At 52.4% G+C, this 19,645-nt stretch carries 17 protein-coding genes; 9 read left to right on the plus strand and 8 right to left on the minus strand.

What is annotated here, in order from left to right; translation table 11 throughout:
• Positions 1 to 13: 13 nt before the first annotated feature.
• Positions 14 to 643 carry a ribonuclease D gene (locus NDI45_RS02180; protein WP_190793683.1) on the minus strand — a complete coding sequence of 210 codons (630 nt, stop codon included), beginning with the start codon at positions 641 to 643 and terminating at the stop codon, positions 14 to 16.
• Positions 644 to 646: 3 nt separating this feature from the next.
• Positions 647 to 1,891, minus strand: a complete 1,245-nt coding sequence (trpB, locus tag NDI45_RS02185) for a tryptophan synthase subunit beta (RefSeq protein ID WP_348246030.1) — start codon at positions 1,889 to 1,891, stop codon at positions 647 to 649.
• A 151-nt stretch (positions 1,892 to 2,042) separates the two neighbouring features.
• On the opposite strand from trpB, the gene NDI45_RS02190 reads away from it, so the two are divergent.
• On the plus strand, positions 2,043 to 2,408 hold the full coding sequence (locus tag NDI45_RS02190; RefSeq protein WP_348246032.1) for a translation initiation factor: 366 nt from the start codon (positions 2,043 to 2,045) through the stop codon (positions 2,406 to 2,408).
• 40 nt (positions 2,409 to 2,448) lie between these two features.
• On the opposite strand, the gene NDI45_RS02195 is transcribed toward NDI45_RS02190, so the two are convergent.
• The 3 genes from NDI45_RS02195 to NDI45_RS02205 all read right to left on the minus strand — a co-directional run bounded on the left by NDI45_RS02195 (position 2,449) and on the right by NDI45_RS02205 (position 7,037).
• A complete protein-coding gene (locus tag NDI45_RS02195; RefSeq protein WP_348246034.1) occupies positions 2,449 to 4,653 on the minus strand; it encodes an ATP-binding protein in 2,205 nt (734 codons plus the stop codon).
• A 9-nt stretch (positions 4,654 to 4,662) separates the two neighbouring features.
• Positions 4,663 to 5,793 carry an ABC transporter substrate-binding protein gene (locus NDI45_RS02200; RefSeq protein ID WP_190792236.1) on the minus strand — a complete coding sequence of 377 codons (1,131 nt, stop codon included), beginning with the start codon at positions 5,791 to 5,793 and terminating at the stop codon, positions 4,663 to 4,665.
• A gap of 65 nt (positions 5,794 to 5,858) precedes the next feature.
• A complete protein-coding gene (locus tag NDI45_RS02205) occupies positions 5,859 to 7,037 on the minus strand; it encodes an ABC transporter substrate-binding protein (protein ID WP_348246036.1) in 1,179 nt (392 codons plus the stop codon).
• A 264-nt stretch (positions 7,038 to 7,301) separates the two neighbouring features.
• Here NDI45_RS02205 and NDI45_RS02210 point away from each other — a divergent pair, with 264 nt between their 5' ends.
• The 8 genes from NDI45_RS02210 (at position 7,302) to NDI45_RS02245 (ending at position 16,319) form a co-directional block, all read left to right on the plus strand.
• Entirely contained in the window at positions 7,302 to 8,219 is a 918-nt protein-coding gene (locus NDI45_RS02210) for an ABC transporter permease (protein WP_190792234.1), read from the plus strand.
• Entirely contained in the window at positions 8,216 to 9,640 is a 1,425-nt protein-coding gene (locus tag NDI45_RS02215; protein WP_242067365.1) for an ABC transporter ATP-binding protein, read from the plus strand. Before NDI45_RS02210 ends, NDI45_RS02215 begins: the two co-directional genes overlap by 4 nt.
• The gene (locus tag NDI45_RS02220; RefSeq protein ID WP_190792233.1) at positions 9,615 to 10,550 is read left to right on the plus strand and encodes a glycosyltransferase family 2 protein; all 936 of its coding nucleotides are present in this window, start codon (positions 9,615 to 9,617) and stop codon (positions 10,548 to 10,550) included. The genes NDI45_RS02215 and NDI45_RS02220 overlap by 26 nt, the downstream gene beginning before the upstream one ends.
• Entirely contained in the window at positions 10,547 to 11,533 is a 987-nt protein-coding gene (locus NDI45_RS02225) for a glycosyltransferase (protein ID WP_348246039.1), read from the plus strand. Before NDI45_RS02220 ends, NDI45_RS02225 begins: the two co-directional genes overlap by 4 nt.
• Before the next feature lie 53 nt (positions 11,534 to 11,586).
• The gene (locus tag NDI45_RS02230; RefSeq protein ID WP_190792231.1) at positions 11,587 to 12,537 is read left to right on the plus strand and encodes a glycosyltransferase; all 951 of its coding nucleotides are present in this window, start codon (positions 11,587 to 11,589) and stop codon (positions 12,535 to 12,537) included.
• 173 nt (positions 12,538 to 12,710) lie between these two features.
• Positions 12,711 to 13,706 (plus strand): glycosyltransferase family 2 protein, encoded by a 996-nt coding sequence (locus NDI45_RS02235; protein WP_348246041.1) that lies wholly within the window; start codon positions 12,711 to 12,713, stop codon positions 13,704 to 13,706.
• Between the two features lie 460 nt (positions 13,707 to 14,166).
• On the plus strand, positions 14,167 to 15,285 hold the full coding sequence (gene gcvT / locus NDI45_RS02240; protein ID WP_190790578.1) for a glycine cleavage system aminomethyltransferase GcvT: 1,119 nt from the start codon (positions 14,167 to 14,169) through the stop codon (positions 15,283 to 15,285).
• Between the two features lie 131 nt (positions 15,286 to 15,416).
• Positions 15,417 to 16,319: a class II fructose-bisphosphate aldolase gene (locus NDI45_RS02245; RefSeq protein WP_348246043.1), complete on the plus strand. Its 903-nt coding sequence runs from the start codon at positions 15,417 to 15,419 to the stop codon at positions 16,317 to 16,319.
• 84 nt (positions 16,320 to 16,403) lie between these two features.
• Here the strand turns inward: NDI45_RS02245 and NDI45_RS02250 are convergent, their stop codons facing one another.
• The 3 genes from NDI45_RS02250 to NDI45_RS02260 form a co-directional block, all read right to left on the minus strand.
• Entirely contained in the window at positions 16,404 to 16,823 is a 420-nt protein-coding gene (locus NDI45_RS02250; protein ID WP_199296679.1) for a pentapeptide repeat-containing protein, read from the minus strand.
• A 171-nt stretch (positions 16,824 to 16,994) separates the two neighbouring features.
• Positions 16,995 to 18,281, minus strand: coding sequence for a pitrilysin family protein (locus NDI45_RS02255; protein ID WP_190793060.1), 1,287 nt, complete (start codon positions 18,279 to 18,281; stop codon positions 16,995 to 16,997).
• 37 nt (positions 18,282 to 18,318) lie between these two features.
• Positions 18,319 to 19,599 carry a pitrilysin family protein gene (locus NDI45_RS02260; protein ID WP_242067446.1) on the minus strand — a complete coding sequence of 427 codons (1,281 nt, stop codon included), beginning with the start codon at positions 19,597 to 19,599 and terminating at the stop codon, positions 18,319 to 18,321.
• Positions 19,600 to 19,645 lie beyond the last annotated feature (46 nt).

Here is a 19,645-nt window from a genome sequence, read left to right on the forward strand (position 1 = left end):
TTATTGCTCGAAACTAATGCTCAAAAATGCCCTGGTACTGCATCAGATCCAGGGAGACGATCGTGGGTAAGCAGCGAAAGCAATCCTGCGCCAGTTCCCAGCGTCCTTCTCGCTGAAGCATCTCCTTTAATTTTTGCTGAATGTTAAGCAAATAGCGCACGTCATTCGCGGCATAGCGCAACTGCTCATCGGATAAATTTACGGCATTGCCCCAGTCGGAGCTTTGTGCCGTTTTGTCGAGTTCGACCCGCTCTAGCTCCAGCACCACATCCTTAAGTCCGTGGCGGGGGCTATAGGTGCGGGCAAGCTTGCTGGCAATCTTGGTGCAAAACACCGGAGCGACCTCGATTCCCAGGTGATAGCGAATCGTTGCCAGGTCAAATCGGGCAAAGTGAAAGGCTTTCAACACCTGCTCCGCTTCCAAAAGCCGCTTTAGATTAGGGGCTTCGGTTTGTCCCTGCTGAATTCGCAGCACTGCCACTCGTCCCTGCGGATCGCAAAGCTGCACGACGCAGAGCCGATCGCGCATCGGCAGCAGACCCATTGTTTCGGTATCCACTGCCAGTGCATCGGACTCAAGATAGCCTGCCAAAATTTCATCTGAGATGTCTCGATCGCAGACCTGAAACTCGGTGAATGTCATGCTTTAACCCAAACTCAGGTACTTGGCTACGTTCTGCATATCCTTATCGCCGCGTCCAGAGCAGTTGATCACAATCCGGGGACTGCCCGTGAGCTGGGGACAGAGTTGGTCGAGGAAGGCGATCGCGTGAGCCGTTTCCAGCGCAGGAATAATTCCCTCCAGGCAGGAAAGTCGCTTCAGTCCTTCCAGAGCTTCCTGGTCAGAAATGCTGAAATACTCAGCGCGTCCGGCATCTTTGAGGAAGCTGTGTTCGGGTCCAACGCCCGGATAATCCAGTCCGGCACTGATTGAGTATGGCTCTACGACCTGTCCATCTTCGTCTTGCAGCAAATAGCTCATCGCCCCGTGCAAAACGCCGACTCTGCCCCGCGTGAGCGTTGCTGCGTGTTTTTCAGAATCGACACCCTCTCCGCCTGCCTCAATTCCAATGAGCCGCACCGAGGGTTCATTCACAAACTCGTGAAACAGCCCCATCGCGTTCGAGCCGCCGCCCACACAAGCCAGCAGCATATCTGGCAGACCGCCCCATTTCTCCATGCACTGCTGCCGCGTCTCCTGCCCGATCACTGCCTGAAAGTCGCGCACAATCATCGGATAAGGATGTGGACCCGCCACCGACCCCAAAATATAGTGCGTACTTTCCACATTCGTTACCCAGTCCCGAATTGCCTCAGACGTGGCATCCTTCAGAGTTCCCGTCCCCGATGCCACCGGACGCACCTCTGCTCCCATCAGCCGCATCCGAAACACATTTAACGCCTGCCGCTCCATGTCATGCACGCCCATGTAGATAATGCAGTGCAGACCAAACCGGGCGCAGACCGTTGCCGTAGCGACTCCGTGCTGTCCGGCTCCCGTTTCTGCAATAATCCGCTGTTTGCCCATTCGCTTTGCCAGCAACACCTGCCCCAGAGCATTGTTAATCTTGTGTGCCCCGGTGTGGTTGAGGTCTTCCCGCTTCAGGTAAATTTGTGCGCCCGTGCCGTCGGGTTTGGCATAGTGCTGAGTCAACCGTTCCGCAAAATAGAGCGGTGTTGCTCTGCCCACATAGTCCTTTAGCAAGCCTTGAAACTCTGCCTGGAATTCTGGATCATTGCGGTACTGATAAAAAGCCGTTTCCAGTTCGCTCAGGGCAGGCATTAGCGTTTCGGGGACATATTTGCCGCCAAACTTACCGAAGCGTCCTAGGGTGTCTGGGCGTTGGGTCGCGTCAAGGGGTTGGGAGGGGGGAACGGGAGTGTAGGTCACGGAATCCAATGGGATAATGGAACAGTCCTTATTATAAAGAAGTTCCGGGTCTGCAAAAAACGATCGCCTCGAAAGGGGAAACTGGGTCGCTTCGCTTCTCCCTGGTTCTTATAGAAAAGCCACCAAAAAAGCCACAGATTTCATCACGCCCATGTCATCCAAACGCAAAGATTCATCTGCTCACAGCCCTGCAACCAATCGCGTAGTTTACTCCGAGTTCGGCAACCCCAACACCGATGCCTTCGAGCGTCCGGTTCAGGAACTGCCGCCCAACCAGCAAAATCTTCGCGTGCAGGCAACCCGCAAGGGCAAAGGCGGCAAAACCGTCACCGTCATTAGCGGATTTCAAGCAAAGCCTGAAACGCTGGCAGATTTATTAAAGAAGCTCAAAGCCCAGTGCGGCACAGGCGGAACACTGAAAGACAACGAAATGGAGATTCAGGGCGACCATACTCAAAAGCTCGTCGAACTCCTGACGCAGATGGGCTACAAAGCGAAAAAAAGCGGCGGCAAGTAGGGTTCTTTAGCAGCCAGGGAGAACTCAAAGACTCCTCCGATCATGCAAAGGGCTGTTGCTTTGGAATTTCAATGCAAAATCTGGTTCCTTTTGCGGGTGTAGAATCACAGTACAGTTGTCCATTGTGTTTCTCGGTGATGATTTGGTAGCTGATGGCTAGCCCTAAGCCTGTGCCTTTGCCAACGGGCTTTGTTGTGAAAAAAGGGTCAAACAGGCGCGATCGCACGACTTCTGACATCCCGATTCCGTTATCCGCAATGGTGATTTTAACGCGATCGTTCTTCATTACTTCAGTTTGTATCCAGATGGTATTGCGCTGCTGCTCAATCGTTGTAAAGGAGCGATCGTGATTTGATTCTTCGAGTGCATCGATCGCATTACTCAAAAGATTCATAAACACTTGATTGAGCTGTCCGGCATGGCACTCAACTTTTGGCAGCGCACCATAGTGTTTAATGACTTCAATTGCAGGACGATCGGTTTTTGCTTTTAAGCGACCCTGCAAAATCATCAGCGTGCTATCAATACCCTCATGCAAATCAACGTTTTTGACTTCTGCTTCGTCCAGCCGGGAGAACAGGCGCAGCGATTTGATGATTTCTCGGATGCGTTCTGTTCCGACCTTGATCGAAGCCAGCACTCGAGTGAGATCCGTTTCGAGAAACTGAAAATCAATGTCTTTTAGTCTGTCTTGAATTTCTAAGCCGGGTTCTGGATACTGCAACTGATAAAGATGAACCAATCCCAGCAAATCCTGGGCATATTGATCAACAAAATTCACATTGCCGTGAATGAAATTGACCGGATTATTAATCTCATGGGCAATGCCCGCTACGAGCTGCCCTAAACTGGACATTTTTTCGGTTTGCACCAGTTGGGCTTGCGTCTGTTTCAGATCATCAAATGCCTGTTCGAGCTGCTGGTTTTTTTCCTGCAATTCTTGCGTTCTATCCCTGACTTCATGCTCTAAGTTGCGATTGTAATGTTCGAGCTGATCGCGGGATTCTTTGAGCGATTTTGTCATTTGATTGAAGGTCAGGGCAAGTTGTCCAATTTCATCCTGAGATTCAACGGGTGCACTCACGTCAAAATCGCCTGCTGTAATTCGACTGGTGGCTTCGGTCAATCGCTGCACGGGTTGAGCAATGTGCCGTCGAAAAAATACCGTCATGCCAACACTTAAACCTACGGCGATCAATCCGGTGAAAAGATTTTTCCATTGAGCATCGGTGAGACTGGCATTTCCGACTTCTAGTTCTTGTGTCAGTGCAGTCTGCTGATCTTGCACAATCTCATTCAGAATAGACAACATTTCAGTTGCCAGCGGCTCTGCTTCAGAATTAAACAGATATAAATCATTCCGGTAGCGATCGCTTGCTACCGCCTTGAACATCGTTTCCGGTAGATTGAGGAAGGATTGCCGCTGTTGAGCAATCTTTTGCAGCGACGCTTGCTGGCTGAGGGTCATCTCATTCTTTTTTTTGGTTAACCGCTCCCAGGCTTGTCGATTTGCTTGCAAATTCCTGCCGTATTCAAATCGAAAGGTAGGTTCACGAACTACAATATAGGTTCGCAGTGCCGACACTAAGAGCGCAAAAGAGTTGCGAAACTCCAGCATGTCCCTGAACAAAATTGCAGCTTCCGCAGAGGCTAATTGACCTTCCTGCTCTTCTAGCATCTGCTGCATTTGGTTAGAAATACCGACAATTAAAAGTTCACCTTCCTGATCTAATAACTTCAGGGCAGGCTGATTTTCGATCGTATCGTCGTGGAGCTTAAAGAGGCGATCGGGCAGCACCGACCACTGCTGGTAAATTTGCTTCAGATTTTGCAGTTGCTGCTGATTTTTACTTGTCGCCTGGTCGCTGAGTAAATTATTCAGCGTCGTTAAGTCTGTTTCAAACGACTGGCGCGTTTTTTGATAGCGAAAACGGTATTCGGAATCTCCGGTTGCCAGATATCCCCGGACATCAGAAAGCATTCTCAGCAAGTTGGTCTGCGCTGTCGCAGAAGCCAAAGCAGAAGGCATTCTAACCGTTTGTGTTTGATTGATATTGGCTGTTGCCTGAACACTGCTTAAATACGTGCGACCAACCACCAGAAAAGTGAGCACGACCAGCGTTCCAAATCCTAAATTCAGCTTTTCTCCTAACTTGAGATGCTTGATTCGATTGTTTAGGCTTGGTTTAACGCCAGTCGCTTTTTGAATCAATGCCTCAAGGGGCTGAAAATATTTGTAACGCATGAAGAGTTCTCACGATAGGCTAGAAGGCTGGTTTCGATTGATGGCAAAACTGGAGAAGCTCAATTCATTGATGCGATTCCATTGATGGATTTGCGATCGAAATTCATTCCAATTCTGGTAAATTTTTTTGAATTCCGCGTGTTCGATCGCCAGTTCTTCATAGATTTCAAAAGCAGTTTTGTGAGCCGCTTTGAGAATTTCAGAATTAAAGGGAAGGAGCTGGGTTCCCTTTGCCAGCAGTTGGTTCAACCGTTCACTATTCGCCATATCATATTGGGCGAGAACTTTTAGGTTTGCTTCAGCAGCAGCGGCTTGGAAAATCTGCTGATATCGTTGAGGCAATTGATTCCATTCCTGAAGATTGATCAGCACCGCATAATTTGTGCCGGGTTCCCACCAGCCCGGATAGTAGTAAAAAGACGCAACCCGATCCAGTCCAAGGTTTTCGTCATCGTTTGGACCCTGCCATTCTGCGGCATCGATTTCGCCTTTTTCTAAAGCCGCGTAGATTTGCCCTCCTGCCAGAAGCTTCACCTCGACTCCCAGCTTGGCCAAGACTTGTCCACCTAAGCCAGGAATCCGCATCTTTAACCCTTTCAGATCAGCAACGGTGTTGACCTGGCGGTTAAACCAACCTCCCATTTGGACTCCGGTATTGCCAGCAGGAAACCCGATTAATCCAAAGGCTGCATAGACTTGATTCAGGGCTTCCAAGCCTCCGCCTTCATACATCCAGGCATTTTGTTGATAAGCCGTAAGACCAAACGGCATCGTGGAAGCAAATGCCAGAGCCGGATTCTTTTGGGTGTAGTAGTAACTCAAGGTATGGCCGCACTCTACCGTACCCGCCTGAACGGCATCCATCACTTTCAACCCGGAAACAATTTCATCGGCGGCATAAGGGGTGATGACAAACCGCCCGTTAGTCATTTCAGCCACTCGTTGAACAATAATCTCAGCACCGCTAAAGACGATCGGAATCGATTTTGTCCAGCTTGTTGCCATCCGCCAGCGGATCATAGGGGTTTCAGAAACGGCAGCCTGGGAAGAGATGGTTGGGGCAGCTTTCTGAGTACAGGCAGCTAGCGTGGCACTTGCAGTCGCGATCGCAGCCTGACGCGCAAATTGACGACGTTTCATAGCAATAGAGAAAAACGATTGGAAGAACAGAGAAGGCAGCACATTCAAAAGCGGAAATGATGAGGCTAAGCATCATGGGTGAACGCAAAATTGGCGAAGCTAAGTTCGTTGATGCGATGCCACTGATAAATTCGATCGCGGAAAGTTTTCCACGGCTGATAAACTTGACTGAACTCAGGATCCCGACTGGCAATGTCCTCGTAGAACGCGAATGTTGCTTGCTCAGCCGCTTCTAAAATCTCTGTATTCAAAGACTTTAATTGAACTCCTTCTGCTTTTAACCGCTGCAACATTTTGGTGTTTCCAGCATTGTATTTTGCTAGTGTCAAAATGTTTGCTTCGATCGCAGCAATCTCAATGACCTTTTGAAACTGCGGCGACAATTGATTCCACTGCTCCAGATTGATAATTACATCCACCGATTCACTCGGCTGCCACCAGGCAGGATAGTAGTAAAACCGAGCAGCTTTGTGCAGTCCTAATTTTGAATCGTCGTAGGGTCCAGTCAGTTCAACCGCTTCTACTTCTCCTTGAACAAAGGCTTGAACAATCTCATCAGCCGCCAACATTTTAATTTCTGCACCCAGGCGACTCATGATTTGCCCGGCTAGCCCGGAAATCCGCATCTTTAATCCTTTGAAATCCGAAGTGCGCTGAATTTCGCGTTGAAACCAGCCGCCCATCTGAGCCCCTGTATTGCCTGCCGGAAAATTGATCACGTTAAATCTTTGATAAACCCGACGAATCGCTTCTAACCCACCGCCTTCGTAGAGCCAGGCACTTTGCTGCTGCGCCGTAAAACCAAACGGAACTCCAGCACTAAATGCTAATGCAGGACTTTGTTCAATGTAATAAGTGCTAAACGTATGACCGCACTCGATCGTGCCTTGAGAAACCGCATCGAGCACCTCCAGGGCTGGAACAATATCACCCGCAGGATAGGGCGTGATCACAAAGCGTCCGTCGGTTAGTTCACTAACGCGCTGACAGAAAAGTTCGACGGCTCCATACAGCAGGTCAAGCAATTTCGGGTAGCTCGTTGCAATGCGCCAGCGAACCGTGGATGCCGGATCAGAGGTTGCATCAGAAGATGTTGAATCAGAAGGTGCATCCGCAGCAGTTTGCCCCAGGGCTGAATCAGGAGCGATGCGAAGCAGTTTCCCCTGCGGGGTAATCGACCTCGTCGCAGCAACCCCGGCAACAGCAGCAGCAACCGTGTACCTTACAATTGGGCGGCGTTTCATAAACGACAACGACTAACAAAGTTTATCTATAAGTGTGCCCAGCCTTGATTTGCCCTAACAGTTGCTCACTCGGTCGCAAGGATTGCGGTACAAACATCCGTGCTGCACGACTTAAAGAAATTTCTGTAAAGACTTCTTGAACTTTTGATGAAGTTTCAGCAGAATTACGGTCAACTTTCTGAGTTACGCTTGCGGTGTCAGGAATATCACTGCTAATTTTCTCGTAGCGATCGCTTTTGCCTCCGTACTTATACTCATATACTTATGCCCCAGCAGAGCGAGCATCTACCGGGATTGCGACCCGATTCTTTGGCTAAGAATCATTTCGCTGAAGGTCATTCCGCTGAAGCATTCTATTCCGCTGATAGCCTGCTGCGCCATCCGCTCAAGCTGATCGGTGCAATGAGGCGGGATCTGCTGGCAGCGCGAGAGCTAGCATGGCGGCTGCTGGTGCGCGATATCCGTGCCCAGTATCGGCAGTCACTGCTTGGCATTTTTTGGGCGTTTGTGCCGCCGATCGCCACTGCGGCGGGTTTGACACTGGCAAACAATGCCCAAGTGCTCAACGTGGGCGCGACCGACTTGCCCTATCCAGCGTATGTGATGCTGAGTATGGCCCTCTGGCAAACCTTTGCTGAATCTGTGACCGGGCAGGTGCAAGCAATCCTGAATGCCAAGTATCTGCTGTCGCGGATTAACTTTCCTCGCGAAGCGTTGGTGCTTTCTCAACTGGGGCAAGTCGGGTTCAATTTTTTAATCAAGCTGGTGCTGATTGTGGCACTGTTCCTCTGGTTCAAAATGCCTGTTACCTGGGCGGTGATCGTCGCCCCCGTGGCACTGCTCCACCTGGTTGGCTTCGGGACAGGCATTGGGCTGCTGCTGGCTCCGTTTGGTGGACTGTATGAGGATATTTCCAGAGGTTTAACCCTGCTGCTGACGGGGTGGCTATTTATCACGCCGGTGCTGTATCCCTTGCCCCAGTCCGGTCTGTTTGCCATGCTGGTGAAGCTAAACCCTGTCACTCCCCTACTGATGACGACAAGAGAACTGGCAACGATCGGCACGGTGTCTAACCCCGGGGCTTTCTGGTTGGCAAGCCTGACCGCGCTGCTGGTGCTGCTGCTAGGCTGGCTCGTGTATCGAGTTGCGATGCCGTTTATGATCGAGCGAATTAGCGCATGATGGACTGGACTCAAAATCATTTCCAGAACGGGATACACCACGCTGGGGACACAGATGAATCGAGTGATGTCATCTTGTCGGTGCAGGGCGTGTCAAAAAAATTCTGCCGCAGCCTGAAACGATCGCTGTTTTACGGCATCCAGGACATTGGCTCCGAGCTAACCGGAACGAAAAGACCCGATCGGCTTCGCGCCGGAGAGTTTTGGGCACTGCAAGACATTAACCTGCAACTGCGACGCGGCGAGGCGTTGGGCTTGGTGGGGGCAAACGGCAGCGGCAAAACCACCCTGCTGAGAATGATTAGCGGTCTGATCAGGCCCGATACAGGTTCGATCTGGGTGCGCGGACGAGTTGCCCCACTGCTGGCACTGGGAGCGGGCTTCAGCCCTGTTCTGAGCGGGCGCGAAAATATCTATGCCAATATGTCGATTCTGGGTTTATCCACCCGCGAGATCGATGCACGATTTGAGCAGGTGGTCGAATTTGCCGAGATCGGCGAAGCCATTGACGCGCCTGTATACAGCTACAGTTCTGGCATGGCAGCGCGGTTAGGATTTGCCTGCGCGGTTCACACCAACCCCGATGTTTTGCTGATCGATGAAGTGCTGGCAGTCGGAGATGCGCGATTTCGTGCCAAGTGCGAGCGGCGGCTTGCGGATCTACTCCAGCAGGGAACGGCATTTGTTTTGGTCACCCATTTCTTCCAGGGCATTCTCAACATTTGTTCTTCTGGGATTTATCTCAACCAGGGGCGTTTAATTGCCGCCGGAAATGCCCGCGAAATCATGGATCGCTATGAGCAAGATTTGTTTTCGATTCAGCGATCGTCTGACACTTTTCCGCTGGTATTACCTGCAAGACCTGAAACCGATAGTGCCGGAGCCGATATCTTATCGATCGATTGCCGCGATGCCGCCGGAAACACGATCGCTGCGCCGATTAGCGGGGAGCCTGTATCCTTTTGTGTGCGCTGTCGCGTCGTTAAACCGATTCAAAAGCTCAGCCTTTTTCTTGCCGTCTATCAACCCGCCCGGGATAACAGCCTGGCACTTCACCTAAGCAGTGCATACGACGATGAAATGTTTGAAGTTGCGCCCGGAATTTATGAACTGCGCCTGGCACTGCCTTATCTGGGATTGCTTCCCGGTTCCTACACGCTGAATGCCTTTATTAAGGACGGTTTACTCTATCTTCTAGACTCCTACGAGTCGCTGCCGTTCACGGTCGAGAGCGCATCTCACCTGAATCGGGGGTTCTTTTATCAGCCCCGCCAGTGGCAGCTTTTGGGTCGTGGAATGCCGCAGCCCAATCCGCAGTCTCATCTGCAATCCATTGGGTTACAGGAGAATAGGCTACAAGAGGATGGTTTACAGAAGAAGGGCTTACAGGAGGACTATGAACATTTCCCCTCCCGCCGTTAGCGTGTTGATGTCGGTTTACAACAATGAGCGTTTTCTTCGGGCAGCCATCGAAAGTATTTTGAATCAAACTTTTACAGATTTTGAGTTTGTGATTATTGACGATGGTTCTACCGATCGAGCGGGAAAAATCTTAGAAAAATATGCCGCGCAAGATGCCCGAATTCGCTTAACGCGGCGGGAAAATCGGGGCGTTGCCAAAACTCGAAACGAGTTAATTGATCAGGCACGGGGCAAATTTGTGGCGGTTATGGACGGGGATGATATCGCCCTGCCCGATCGCCTGAAACAGCAGGTCGAATTTCTAACAGCTCACCCAGAGGTTGTCTGCGTAGGCGGTTCACAGGACTGGATCGACGAAGCCGGACGCTTCCTGGTTCACCGCGAGGTGCTAGAACACGATCGCGATATTCAAGCCTCCGCTTTGTCGGGCATTACCCCGATCAATCACCCCTGCGCTCTGATTCGGCGATCGGCTCTGCTTCAGGTCGGGGGCTACGACGAAACAATGGCAACGGTTGGTGATCTGGATCTGTTTTTGCGGCTGGGCGAAGTGGGGCAATTGGCGAACCTGAAGCAAACCGTGCTGCAATATCGGCTGCATCCAAAATCGATTAGCGAAAGCAATCAGCTGCGGCAAACCGACGATCGGCGAGAAGCCTGTCGGCGTGCTTGGGAGCGGCGTGGCATCAGCGGCAAGTTTAAAGAAGCTCCACCCTGGCGACCGATCGATCGTCCTTCGCGCCACGAGTTTGTGACCGACTATGGCTGGAGATTCTTTCTCCGGGGCGATCGGCAGGCGGCAATCGTGTATGGCATCAAAGCAGTGCGAACGCTACCGCTCAACCTGAACGGCTGGAAGCTGCTGATCTGCGCGCTGATCAAACCACTGCCAGAGGTCGAGACAGTATGAAATCAATCGATCGCCTGCCGCAGCATCCAGAACACCAGCCAGACCACCGGGAGCAGACACGCCCGATCGTTTCGGTTCTGATGGCGGTACACAATACAGAACGCTTTGTGGGACAAGCGATCGAAAGTATCTTGCAGCAGAGCTTTCGCGATTTTGAGCTGATTGTTTTAGATGACGGCTCAACCGATCGATCGCTGCCGATTCTTCAGCACTATGCAGCACAAGATTCACGGATTCGGCTGATCAGCCGCGAAAATCGTGGAATTCCCCAGACGCGGAATGAGCTGCTGCGTGAGGCACAGGGCGAGTTCATTGCGGTGATGGACTCCGACGATGTGGCACTTCCCGATCGGCTTGCCCGCCAGGTCGCTTTTTTGCAGCAGTCGCCGGATGTCGTCTGGGTCGGGGGCGCGTTTCAGCTCATCGATCGCGAGGGACGGCTCATGACCGAGATCCCGCTGGCAGAGCGAAACGAGGAAATCAGGTCACTGCTGCAAGCGGGACAAGTGAGCTTTTTACATCCCACCGCGCTAATGCGGCGATCGGCAGTGCTTCAGGTTGGCGGCTACGACGAAAGCTTGCCCCTGGCGGAAGATCTGGATTTGTGGCTACGGCTGAGCGAAATTGGCGCACTCGCCAATCTGCCCAAAGCGGTAGTTCAGTATCGGCTGCACGGCAATTCGATTTGCGATCGGTATCAGGCTTTGCCGCCCCACGAAGTTCAAACCGTGCTCGATCGCGCCTGGCAAAAGGGACTGATTCGCGATAAACCTCAAGCTACGGTGGTTTGCGGCTGGCGACCCACGCCCGATCGCGCTTCCCGCCATGCATTTGCAGTCAAATACGGCTGGTGGGCATTTGGCAATCGACAGCGGCGGTCGGCTCTGCAATACGGCATTCAAGCCGTTGCCCTTAATCCAGGCTCATTGGAAAGCTGGAACCTGTTGGCTTGTGCCTTGATTAAACCGTTCCCAGTTGCTTGATGTTCCGCATCTTCTTGATGTTCTCCATCCTTATGTATCCCTCACCTGTAATCATGACAGCTCCCTTGGTTTCTGTGCTGATGCCCGTTTACAACGCAGAGCGATATGTCGCGCAGGCGATCGAAAGCATCCTGAATCAAACGTTCAGCAATTTTGAATTCCTGATCATTGATGATGGCTCCACCGATCGATCGCTGAAGATTTTGCAGCAGTATGCCGCCCGGGATCAGCGAATTCGCCTCCACAGCCGCCCTAATACTGGACTTGCCGTAGCACTCAACGAAATGCTGCAAACTGCCCGGGGCGAGTTGATTGCCCGCATGGATGCCGATGATATTGCCCTTCCTGATCGGTTCGAGCGGCAGGTTTCTTTCCTAGTGGATCACGCGGAGGTTGTTTGTGTGGGCGGTTCGTATGAGATGATCGACGATCGCGGACGGTTCCTGACCACGCTAAGCGTTGCCTCTGACGATCCCACAATTCAGCAGTCTGCCCTCGCCGGACATGGCAGCATCTGTCACCCCACAGCCATGATGCGGCGATCGGCACTGGTGCAAATCGGCGGCTACGACGCCAGCCTGCTGCCTGCGGAAGATGTGGATTTGTGGCTGAAGCTGGGCGAATTGGGGAAGCTTGCCAATCTCTCCGCTCCAGTTTTGAGATATCGCCTGCACCCTGGCTCAGTCAGTGCCCAAGCCTGTGCAATTCAGCGTCAGCAAGCCCGCAAAGCCTGCGAACTCGCCTGGAAACGCCGCAAGATTCAGGGCAGGTTTGAAGCAGACGATCTGTGGCGACCGGGAAAAGACCGCCGATCGCGCCATCAGTTTATGCTGCAATACGGCTGGTGGGCGTTTGAAAGCGGCAATCGATCGACGGCTGCGCTCTACGGCTTAAAAGCAGTTTGCCTGCTGCCGCACTATCTCGAAGGCTGGAAGCTGCTGGCTTGCGCCCTGCTGAAATCGCTGAAATCAAAGGAGGCATCGCTCAACCAGAACCAAACCTAGATCCACCCAACCCCGATCCCCAAGCCTTGCGCTTTGACGAACGACCTTGATAAAACAACCCTGAAGCCGAACTCGATCGTTTGCTGTGCAACGTCCGCGTGTGTTCCACAACCTGTCAGTCATTTCCCAGGATCTCAATCCCTCTCAGAGCCGCCCAATTTGAGGAAAAACCCGTGGTGCTTACCAACTCGCAGCCTGTGCTCATCAGTGTCATCCTACCGCTCTATAATGCAGAGTCCTACATCAGAGAGGCGGTGCGATCGATCTTGCAGGAAACCCGCATTCCGCTAGAGCTGATTGTCGTGGATGACGGCTCGACCGATCGATCGCTGAAAGTCCTCAAACAAATTCGGGACGATCGCCTTGTGGTGCTTTACAACCAGGGCAAAGGCATTGCAACCGCGCTGAACACTGGGCTTGCGGCAGCACGGGGCAAGTTTATCGCTCGCTGTGATGCCGATGATTGCTATCCGGCCGGGCGGCTGTTTAGGCAGATCAATTGGCTGATGCAGCACCCAGAAGCAGGAGCCGTCTGTGGGGGATATCGCGTGATCGATCCCAAAGGGCTTTCCGTCACCGCGTTTAATTGGAGCCAGGAAATCGAAGACATTACGGGCGAACTGCAAGCCGGAACCGCGCGCACCCATCTCTGCACCTTTGTGATACGAACGGACATTGTGCGATCGATCGAGGGCTTCCGCTCTTATTTCGTCACGGCTGAAGATATTGATTTGCAGCTCCGGCTGGGCGATGCCACAAACGTCTGGTATCTGCCCGGAATGTGTTATCACTACCGCCTGCATGAAACTTCGATCACCCATACCCGCAGTTCAACCGAGCGCGAGTTTTTTGACCAGATTGCCCGTGAATTTCAGCGACAGCGACAGCAGCAGGGTCACGATGCGCTGCAACGAGGCTGTCCTCCTGCCTTACCCCAGAAACACGACAAGCCGCCTATGACGGCAAAGCAGCATTTGCAAAACTTTTTACTGGGGGAGGCGTGGCGCAGCTATCAAGCTGGACAACTGACAAAGGCTCTAGTTGCGGGAATGCGATCGGCGTTGGCACTGCCCAGTAATCTAACGGTTTGGCGCAGTGTGCTGTCGCTGGTGATCAAGTCGGCAACTGCGAGCAGTCAACTGATGTTTCGGCTTTATTCGCGATCGTAAGAGCAAAAGCGGGAGGGGCGATCGTTCCTAATGCTGCAAAATTGCCGGATGACAAAATGTTCTGAGCCGCGAAGACTGAGGCAAATTGCAAACGGGTATTACTACCAGGCGCAGCCCTGTTTCCGATCTATTCAACCCAGATATTCCCAACCCAGATATTCAATCAACTCGGATGGATATTCAACCCAGGCGGTATTGTCTGTGATAAATAAATTGCTCAACAGATTGCTCAACATCGCTAAACGTTGCTAAACAAGGTTGGATTTGAATCGAGAGCAATCATCGAAAATCGTAAGGTATCAACCCCTAGACGATCCCGTTGAAAGAATCGCAAAACAGATTTGTGCCTGCTGTGGTCGCTTGATAGAGCAGTGTAACGAAAGGTTCGCCCCCTCGATCTTTCGCATGACTGAATCAGCGTTAAAAATGGAAGAAGATATCGTTGTTTCTCTTCTCCACTATGGCAGACCCTACCTCTGATATTGCACTCCTCAAAACCCTGCTGCACCTGCGCCACCTGGAGCTAAAAGCCAGAATGGTTCCCTTTTCCGGCTGGGAAATGCCTGTGCAGTACGAGGGCATTAGCAAAGAACATCAGGCAGTCCGACAGGCGGCTGGAATGTTTGATATTTCCCACATGGGTAAGTTTGTCTTGCAGGGAAAGAGGCTGATTGAGCAATTGCAGTTGCTTGTGCCCTCTGATTTGAGTCGGCTTCAGGCGGGAGAAGCTCAATATACAGTGCTGCTGAACGATCGTGGTGGCATTATCGACGATTTGATTATCTACTACCAGGGCGAAACCCCAGACGGAGTGCAGCGCGTGACTACGATCGTCAATGCCGCAACAACCGGAAAAGACCGCAATTGGCTCAAAAGGCATCTTGACCTGAATCAGATTGAATTCATCGATTTGTCAGCTGACCAAGTGCTGGTTGCAGTGCAGGGTCCACAGGCGATCGAAAAACTGCAAGCCTTTGTGCAGGAAAACCTGTTTCAGGTAAAACGATTCGGGCATCTCGAAGGCACAGTTTTGGGACAGCCAGGATTTCTGGCACGAACAGGCTACACAGGCGAGGATGGCTACGAAGTGATGGTTGAGCCGGGCGTAGGTGAAGCACTTTGGGAAGAACTGCGATCAGTGGGTGTCGTTCCCTGTGGCTTGGGCGCAAGAGACACCCTGCGGCTAGAAGCAGCAATGGCACTCTACGGCATGGATATCGACGAAACCACTACGCCTCTGGAAGCAGGCTTAGGCTGGCTAGTGCATCTCGATCGCAAAGGGGACTTTATCGGGCGATCGGTGCTGGAGCAGCAAAAACAAAACGGACTGCAGCGACGACTGGTCGGACTGCGAACCGAAGGCCGCAACATTGCCCGTCACGGCTATCCGGTACTGTCTGAAGGCAAACCGATCGGCGAAATTACGAGCGGCACTCTTTCTCCAACGCTGGGCTATCCGATCGCGCTGGCTTATGTGGCAGCTGAACTGGCGCAACTCGATCGAGTGCTGCAAGTCGAGATTCGGGGCAAGAGCTATCCGGCAACAGTGGTGAAGCGCCCGTTCTATAAGAGTTCTTGACCATAAGAGCCATGATTTCACTCCTGCCGTTTTCCGCCCGCTCAGATGACATAAGCTGAAGAAACGATCGCTCCCCTCCCAGGAAAAACCGCACCGCCTCAAGCAATCCATTCTCACGCCAGGAAACTACCATGCTTGCCTCTACGCTGGAACTGTTAGAAACCGCTCACCGCAATATTTACGCGATCGGAGCATTTAATGTTTATAACCTGGAGGGGGTACGGGCAGTGATCGGTGCGGCAGAAGCAAACCGCAGTCCAGCAATGCTGCAACTTCATCCCAGTGCAGTGAAGTATGGCGGCTCGCCCCTGGTTTTACTTTGTTTAGAATCTGCCCGAACTGCCTCTGTCCCCGTCTCTGTCCATCTCGATCACAGCACTTCTGCCAGCGCGATCGAGTTTGCCCTGACTGCCGGAATGAGTTCGATCATGGCAGACGGCTCCCATTTGCCCTACAAAGAGAACCTTGCTTTTACCCGTGAAATGACTCAGCTTGCCCATGCTCAGGGCGCGATCGTTGAAGCGGAAATTGGCAGAATCAGCGGCACGGAAGATGGTCTATCGGTTTCTGAGAAAGAAGCCAAAATGACCGACCCAACTCAGGCAGGCGAATTTGTGCGGCAAACCCAGGTTGATACATTGGCAGTCACAATTGGCAACGTCCACGGCGAATACCGCAGCAAACCCCGTCTGGACTTCGATCGCCTGATTCGCATTCGAGAAAGAGTCGGTCATGTTTTGCTGGTGCTGCACGGCGCGTCGGGACTGCCTGCCCCAATGATCAGCAAATCGATCGAACTGGGCGTTTGCAAATTCAACGTCAATACCGAAGTACGCCAGGCATACATGACGACGATCGCCTCCGAAGTCTGCACTGCCCCCAAAGCCGACCTGCTGCCCTGCATGGAAGAATCGATCGCTGCGATGCAGGACGTGATTACCGAAAAAATGAAGCTGTTTGGCTCTGCAAACAAGGCACACCTGCACGAAACGCCATACGCGACGGTGCTGGCAGCACAGCGATACCGCAAATAAGGGAATTCCCTTGAGGCTCAGGATGCCGTTCACAAAAGGAACCTTGACCAAACCGAGCCTCCGAGATCTCAAGCATGAGCTACTTTAGCAGTCTCTCTGCGATAGCTTGCCATTGGGATCGATCGTCCGGCAAATGCGAGCGGCTGCCAGATCAGTTCGCGAAAATTGGGCGCCCTTCAGGTTAGCTCCGGTGAAATCGACCGCCAACAAATCGGCTTGTCGCAAATCGGCTCGTTTTAGGTCAGCATCGCGCAGTACGACCGCCATCATCTTTGCGCCCTTTAGATTTGCGTTTTCCAGGTTGGCACGACTCAGGTTAACGCCTCTCAAATCCTCACCGCTCAGATCAACATTTTGGAGATTGCAGCCAATGCACGATCGCGTTTCAAGCAGCTGCATTTTAGGGTCAATTCGATCCGTTGGCACGACATTATCAGCAGAAACAGGAGACAAGAAACAAAAAAGTGCCAGGATTACAGTTGCGAATAGAACGGCAATTCTCATTGCGATTCCCCATTAGCAAATGAACGACAGATTTTTGTTTAGATTACCCTACGGAACGGCAAAAAATATCTCCTGGTGCAAGCGGGCTGTCTGGATGCAGTAAATGCCTGGATGCGGTAAATAACGTTTCGCGAAACGCCCTTATCGATGTGCGGCACGTCTAAAAACCCATTACCGCTTCACCTGCTCCACCTGATCGATCGCCTTTTCCGACCCGACAAGGGACACATAGGGCTGGGTGAAATAGCGGTTGGCGACTGCCTGAATGTCTTCAGCAGTGATCGTCGGGATTTGCTGCTGAAAGCGATCGTCGTAGTCGATGCCCAATTTCAGCGTTTCGTACCAGCCAGAGATTTGGGCAAGCTGAGCGTTGGTTTGTTTGCCGAGGGCGTATTGTCCCAGCAGCTTGTTTTTTGACGCCTGAAGTTCTTCGTCGGTGAGCTGAACGGTTTGCAGCCGCTCAACTTCCGATCGTAGTCCTTCCAGCGCAACGGCAGCATTATCTGGCGCAGTGCCGATATAGGCAACAAAGTGGGAGGTATCGATCCGGGTAGGATAGAAGGCAGACACTTCATAAGCCAGTCCTTGCTTTTCCCGCAGCTCGACAAATAGCCGACTCGATAGACCGCTTCCCAGATAAGTATTGAGTAGCTTCAGGGTTAAATGATCTCGATTGTGAACTTCGCTTGCTAGATAACCCAGCATCACGATCGCCTGCTGTGTGTCCTGGAGGGTTACAAGCCACTGTGGGTTTGGAGTCACGGGCGGCAGCTCCAGGGTGGGCAGGGGCAAGGGCGATCCGTCTGTTTGCAAAGGAAGTTCCCAGTCGCCCAACGTGCGATCGACCAGTGCCATTGCTTCATCGGGCTGAATGCGTCCGGCAATGCTAATCACCACATTATCGGGACGGAAGTAAGTTTTGTGATAATGATGCAGGTCTGCCGGAGTCAGGCTAGATACGGTTTCGGCGGTTCCTAATCCGGGGAGGGCATAGGGGTGCTCACCGTACATCGCCTGCCGTAACTGATTGTTTGCCACGGAAAAGGGCTGTTCCTGCATCGATCGAATTCCTTGCAGGGTGAGCCGCCGCTCTAGCTCGACTTCCATTTCGGGAAAGGCAGGCGATCGGAGTAGTTCTGCCGCCAGCTCTAGCATTTCGGGAAAGTCGCCCGACACAGTCTTGAGGCTGAGCAAACAGTAGTCTGACGCCGCATCGGTTCCCAAACTTGCCCCAACGGACTCAACCCGTTCGGCGATTTCCTGCGACGTAAGGCGATCGGTTCCTTTGGTGATCACGGCTGCCAGCAGGTGCGAAAGCCCTGCCTGAGCGATCGGCTCATAGCGTCCACCCGCCCGGATAAACACCCGCGCTGCCACAATATCGGCTGCCGCATTTTCAGTACACAAAACGGTCATCCCGTTGGGCAGGACAGCACGATGCACAATACGATTTTGCATTAAATTTCTCTCTTTCCCGACCCTAATTTTCCTGACTTTAGCAGGGCTTCAGCACCGTTACAGCATAGCGTAGCGGCGACAGGTATTGACGGGCAATGTTTCGCAGTTCCTCCGGTTGGAAGGATTGAATCACCTGCGGATATGCCGTCGCGATTTGCGGTTCGGCGATCGTGCTGTAGTAACCGTAGAGTCCGGCAAGTTGTCCTGCCGTTTCGGTTGAAAAGGCGTAGTCGTTGCAGAGCAATCGCTGATAGCGGTTTAATTCGCTGGGCGACGGGGGAACCTCAGCCAACTCTGCTAAGCGATCGCCAATAATTGCCTCGACCTGCCCCAGATGCTCCGGCTCTAACCAGGCAGTGATCGTAAACAGGCTCGAATCCTGCTGAAGCGAGAAGCTGCTCATAATGTCCTGCACCAGGTAGCGTTCTTCCCGCAGTTCGCGCACCAGTCGCGAGGTTCGCCCGCCTGCCAGCAGCACCGAAAGCAGATCCAGCCCGTAGGCACTCCGCAAATGGTCCACGCCCGGTCCTATCCAAGCCATCATCAGCCGCGCCTGCTCTAATCGAGGCAGATGAAGCTCCTGTCGGCGAATCTCAGTAATTGGCGGTTCGGCTTCGACCTCGGGCAAAGGACAGTTCGATCGCGGCGCAAACTGAGCAAAGGAACGGCTGACTATTTCCAGCGTCGGTTCCCATGCCACATCGCCGACAATCACCACTGTCATATTTTCCGGCTGATAGTGAGTGCGGTGGAAATGGCGCATTTCGTCGGGCGAGCGAGCGAGCAAAAGCTGAGCATCGCCCAGAATTGGACGCCCGTAGGGATGCCGCTGATAGATGTTTTCGACAAGCGACTGATAGCCGAGATAGTCTGGGTCGTCGAGCGATTGCCGAATTTCTTCTAAAACGACATCGCGCTCCAGATCAAACTCCTCGTCTGGAATCTGAGCATTCAGCAGCAAATCTGCCAGATGAGGCAGGGTTTCGGGCAGGTGAATCGCTGCTGTGTTAATGAAAAAATGGGCGTAGTCGTGGCTCGTTGCTGCATTGGTCATGCCGCCGCGACTTTCAATAATCTGATCAAACAAGCCGGGTGGAAGCTGATGGGTTCCCTTGAAAATCATGTGTTCTAGAAAGTGTGCCATCCCCGACCAGGGTTCCGGCTCCAAGATTGCCCCCGCCTTCACCCACACATCAACGGTAACTACTGGGGCGGCTGGCGTTTGCTGATGAATTAGCGTTAGCCCGTTACTAAATCGATACTGCTGCGCTGGAAACAAATGGGTCTGGAGCAATTCAGGAGTTAGGAGTGAAATCAAGATAGCTCAGCTTTGATTTTCAAGAGGATCGTGAACGTTCAGAAAC

Source organism: Leptolyngbya sp. GB1-A1 (assembly GCF_039962475.1).
Lineage (GTDB): Bacteria > Cyanobacteriota > Cyanobacteriia > Elainellales > Elainellaceae > Leptolyngbya_A.

Coding starts and splice junctions, on each gene's coding strand:
- NDI45_RS02210 (WP_190792234.1), top strand. CDS start 7,302: ATGCCCCAGCAGAGCGAGCATCTACCGGGATTGCGACCCGATTCTTTG.
- NDI45_RS02220 (WP_190792233.1), top strand. CDS start 9,615: ATGAACATTTCCCCTCCCGCCGTTAGCGTGTTGATGTCGGTTTACAAC.
- NDI45_RS02215 (WP_242067365.1), top strand. CDS start 8,216: ATGATGGACTGGACTCAAAATCATTTCCAGAACGGGATACACCACGCT.
- NDI45_RS02250 (WP_199296679.1), bottom strand. CDS start 16,823: ATGAGAATTGCCGTTCTATTCGCAACTGTAATCCTGGCACTTTTTTGT.
- NDI45_RS02195 (WP_348246034.1), bottom strand. CDS start 4,653: ATGCGTTACAAATATTTTCAGCCCCTTGAGGCATTGATTCAAAAAGCG.
- NDI45_RS02190 (WP_348246032.1), top strand. CDS start 2,043: ATGTCATCCAAACGCAAAGATTCATCTGCTCACAGCCCTGCAACCAAT.
- NDI45_RS02205 (WP_348246036.1), bottom strand. CDS start 7,037: ATGAAACGCCGCCCAATTGTAAGGTACACGGTTGCTGCTGCTGTTGCC.
- NDI45_RS02255 (WP_190793060.1), bottom strand. CDS start 18,281: ATGCAAAATCGTATTGTGCATCGTGCTGTCCTGCCCAACGGGATGACC.
- NDI45_RS02200 (WP_190792236.1), bottom strand. CDS start 5,793: ATGAAACGTCGTCAATTTGCGCGTCAGGCTGCGATCGCGACTGCAAGT.
- NDI45_RS02245 (WP_348246043.1), top strand. CDS start 15,417: ATGCTTGCCTCTACGCTGGAACTGTTAGAAACCGCTCACCGCAATATT.
- gcvT (WP_190790578.1), top strand. CDS start 14,167: ATGGCAGACCCTACCTCTGATATTGCACTCCTCAAAACCCTGCTGCAC.
- NDI45_RS02180 (WP_190793683.1), bottom strand. CDS start 643: ATGACATTCACCGAGTTTCAGGTCTGCGATCGAGACATCTCAGATGAA.
- NDI45_RS02230 (WP_190792231.1), top strand. CDS start 11,587: ATGACAGCTCCCTTGGTTTCTGTGCTGATGCCCGTTTACAACGCAGAG.
- NDI45_RS02225 (WP_348246039.1), top strand. CDS start 10,547: ATGAAATCAATCGATCGCCTGCCGCAGCATCCAGAACACCAGCCAGAC.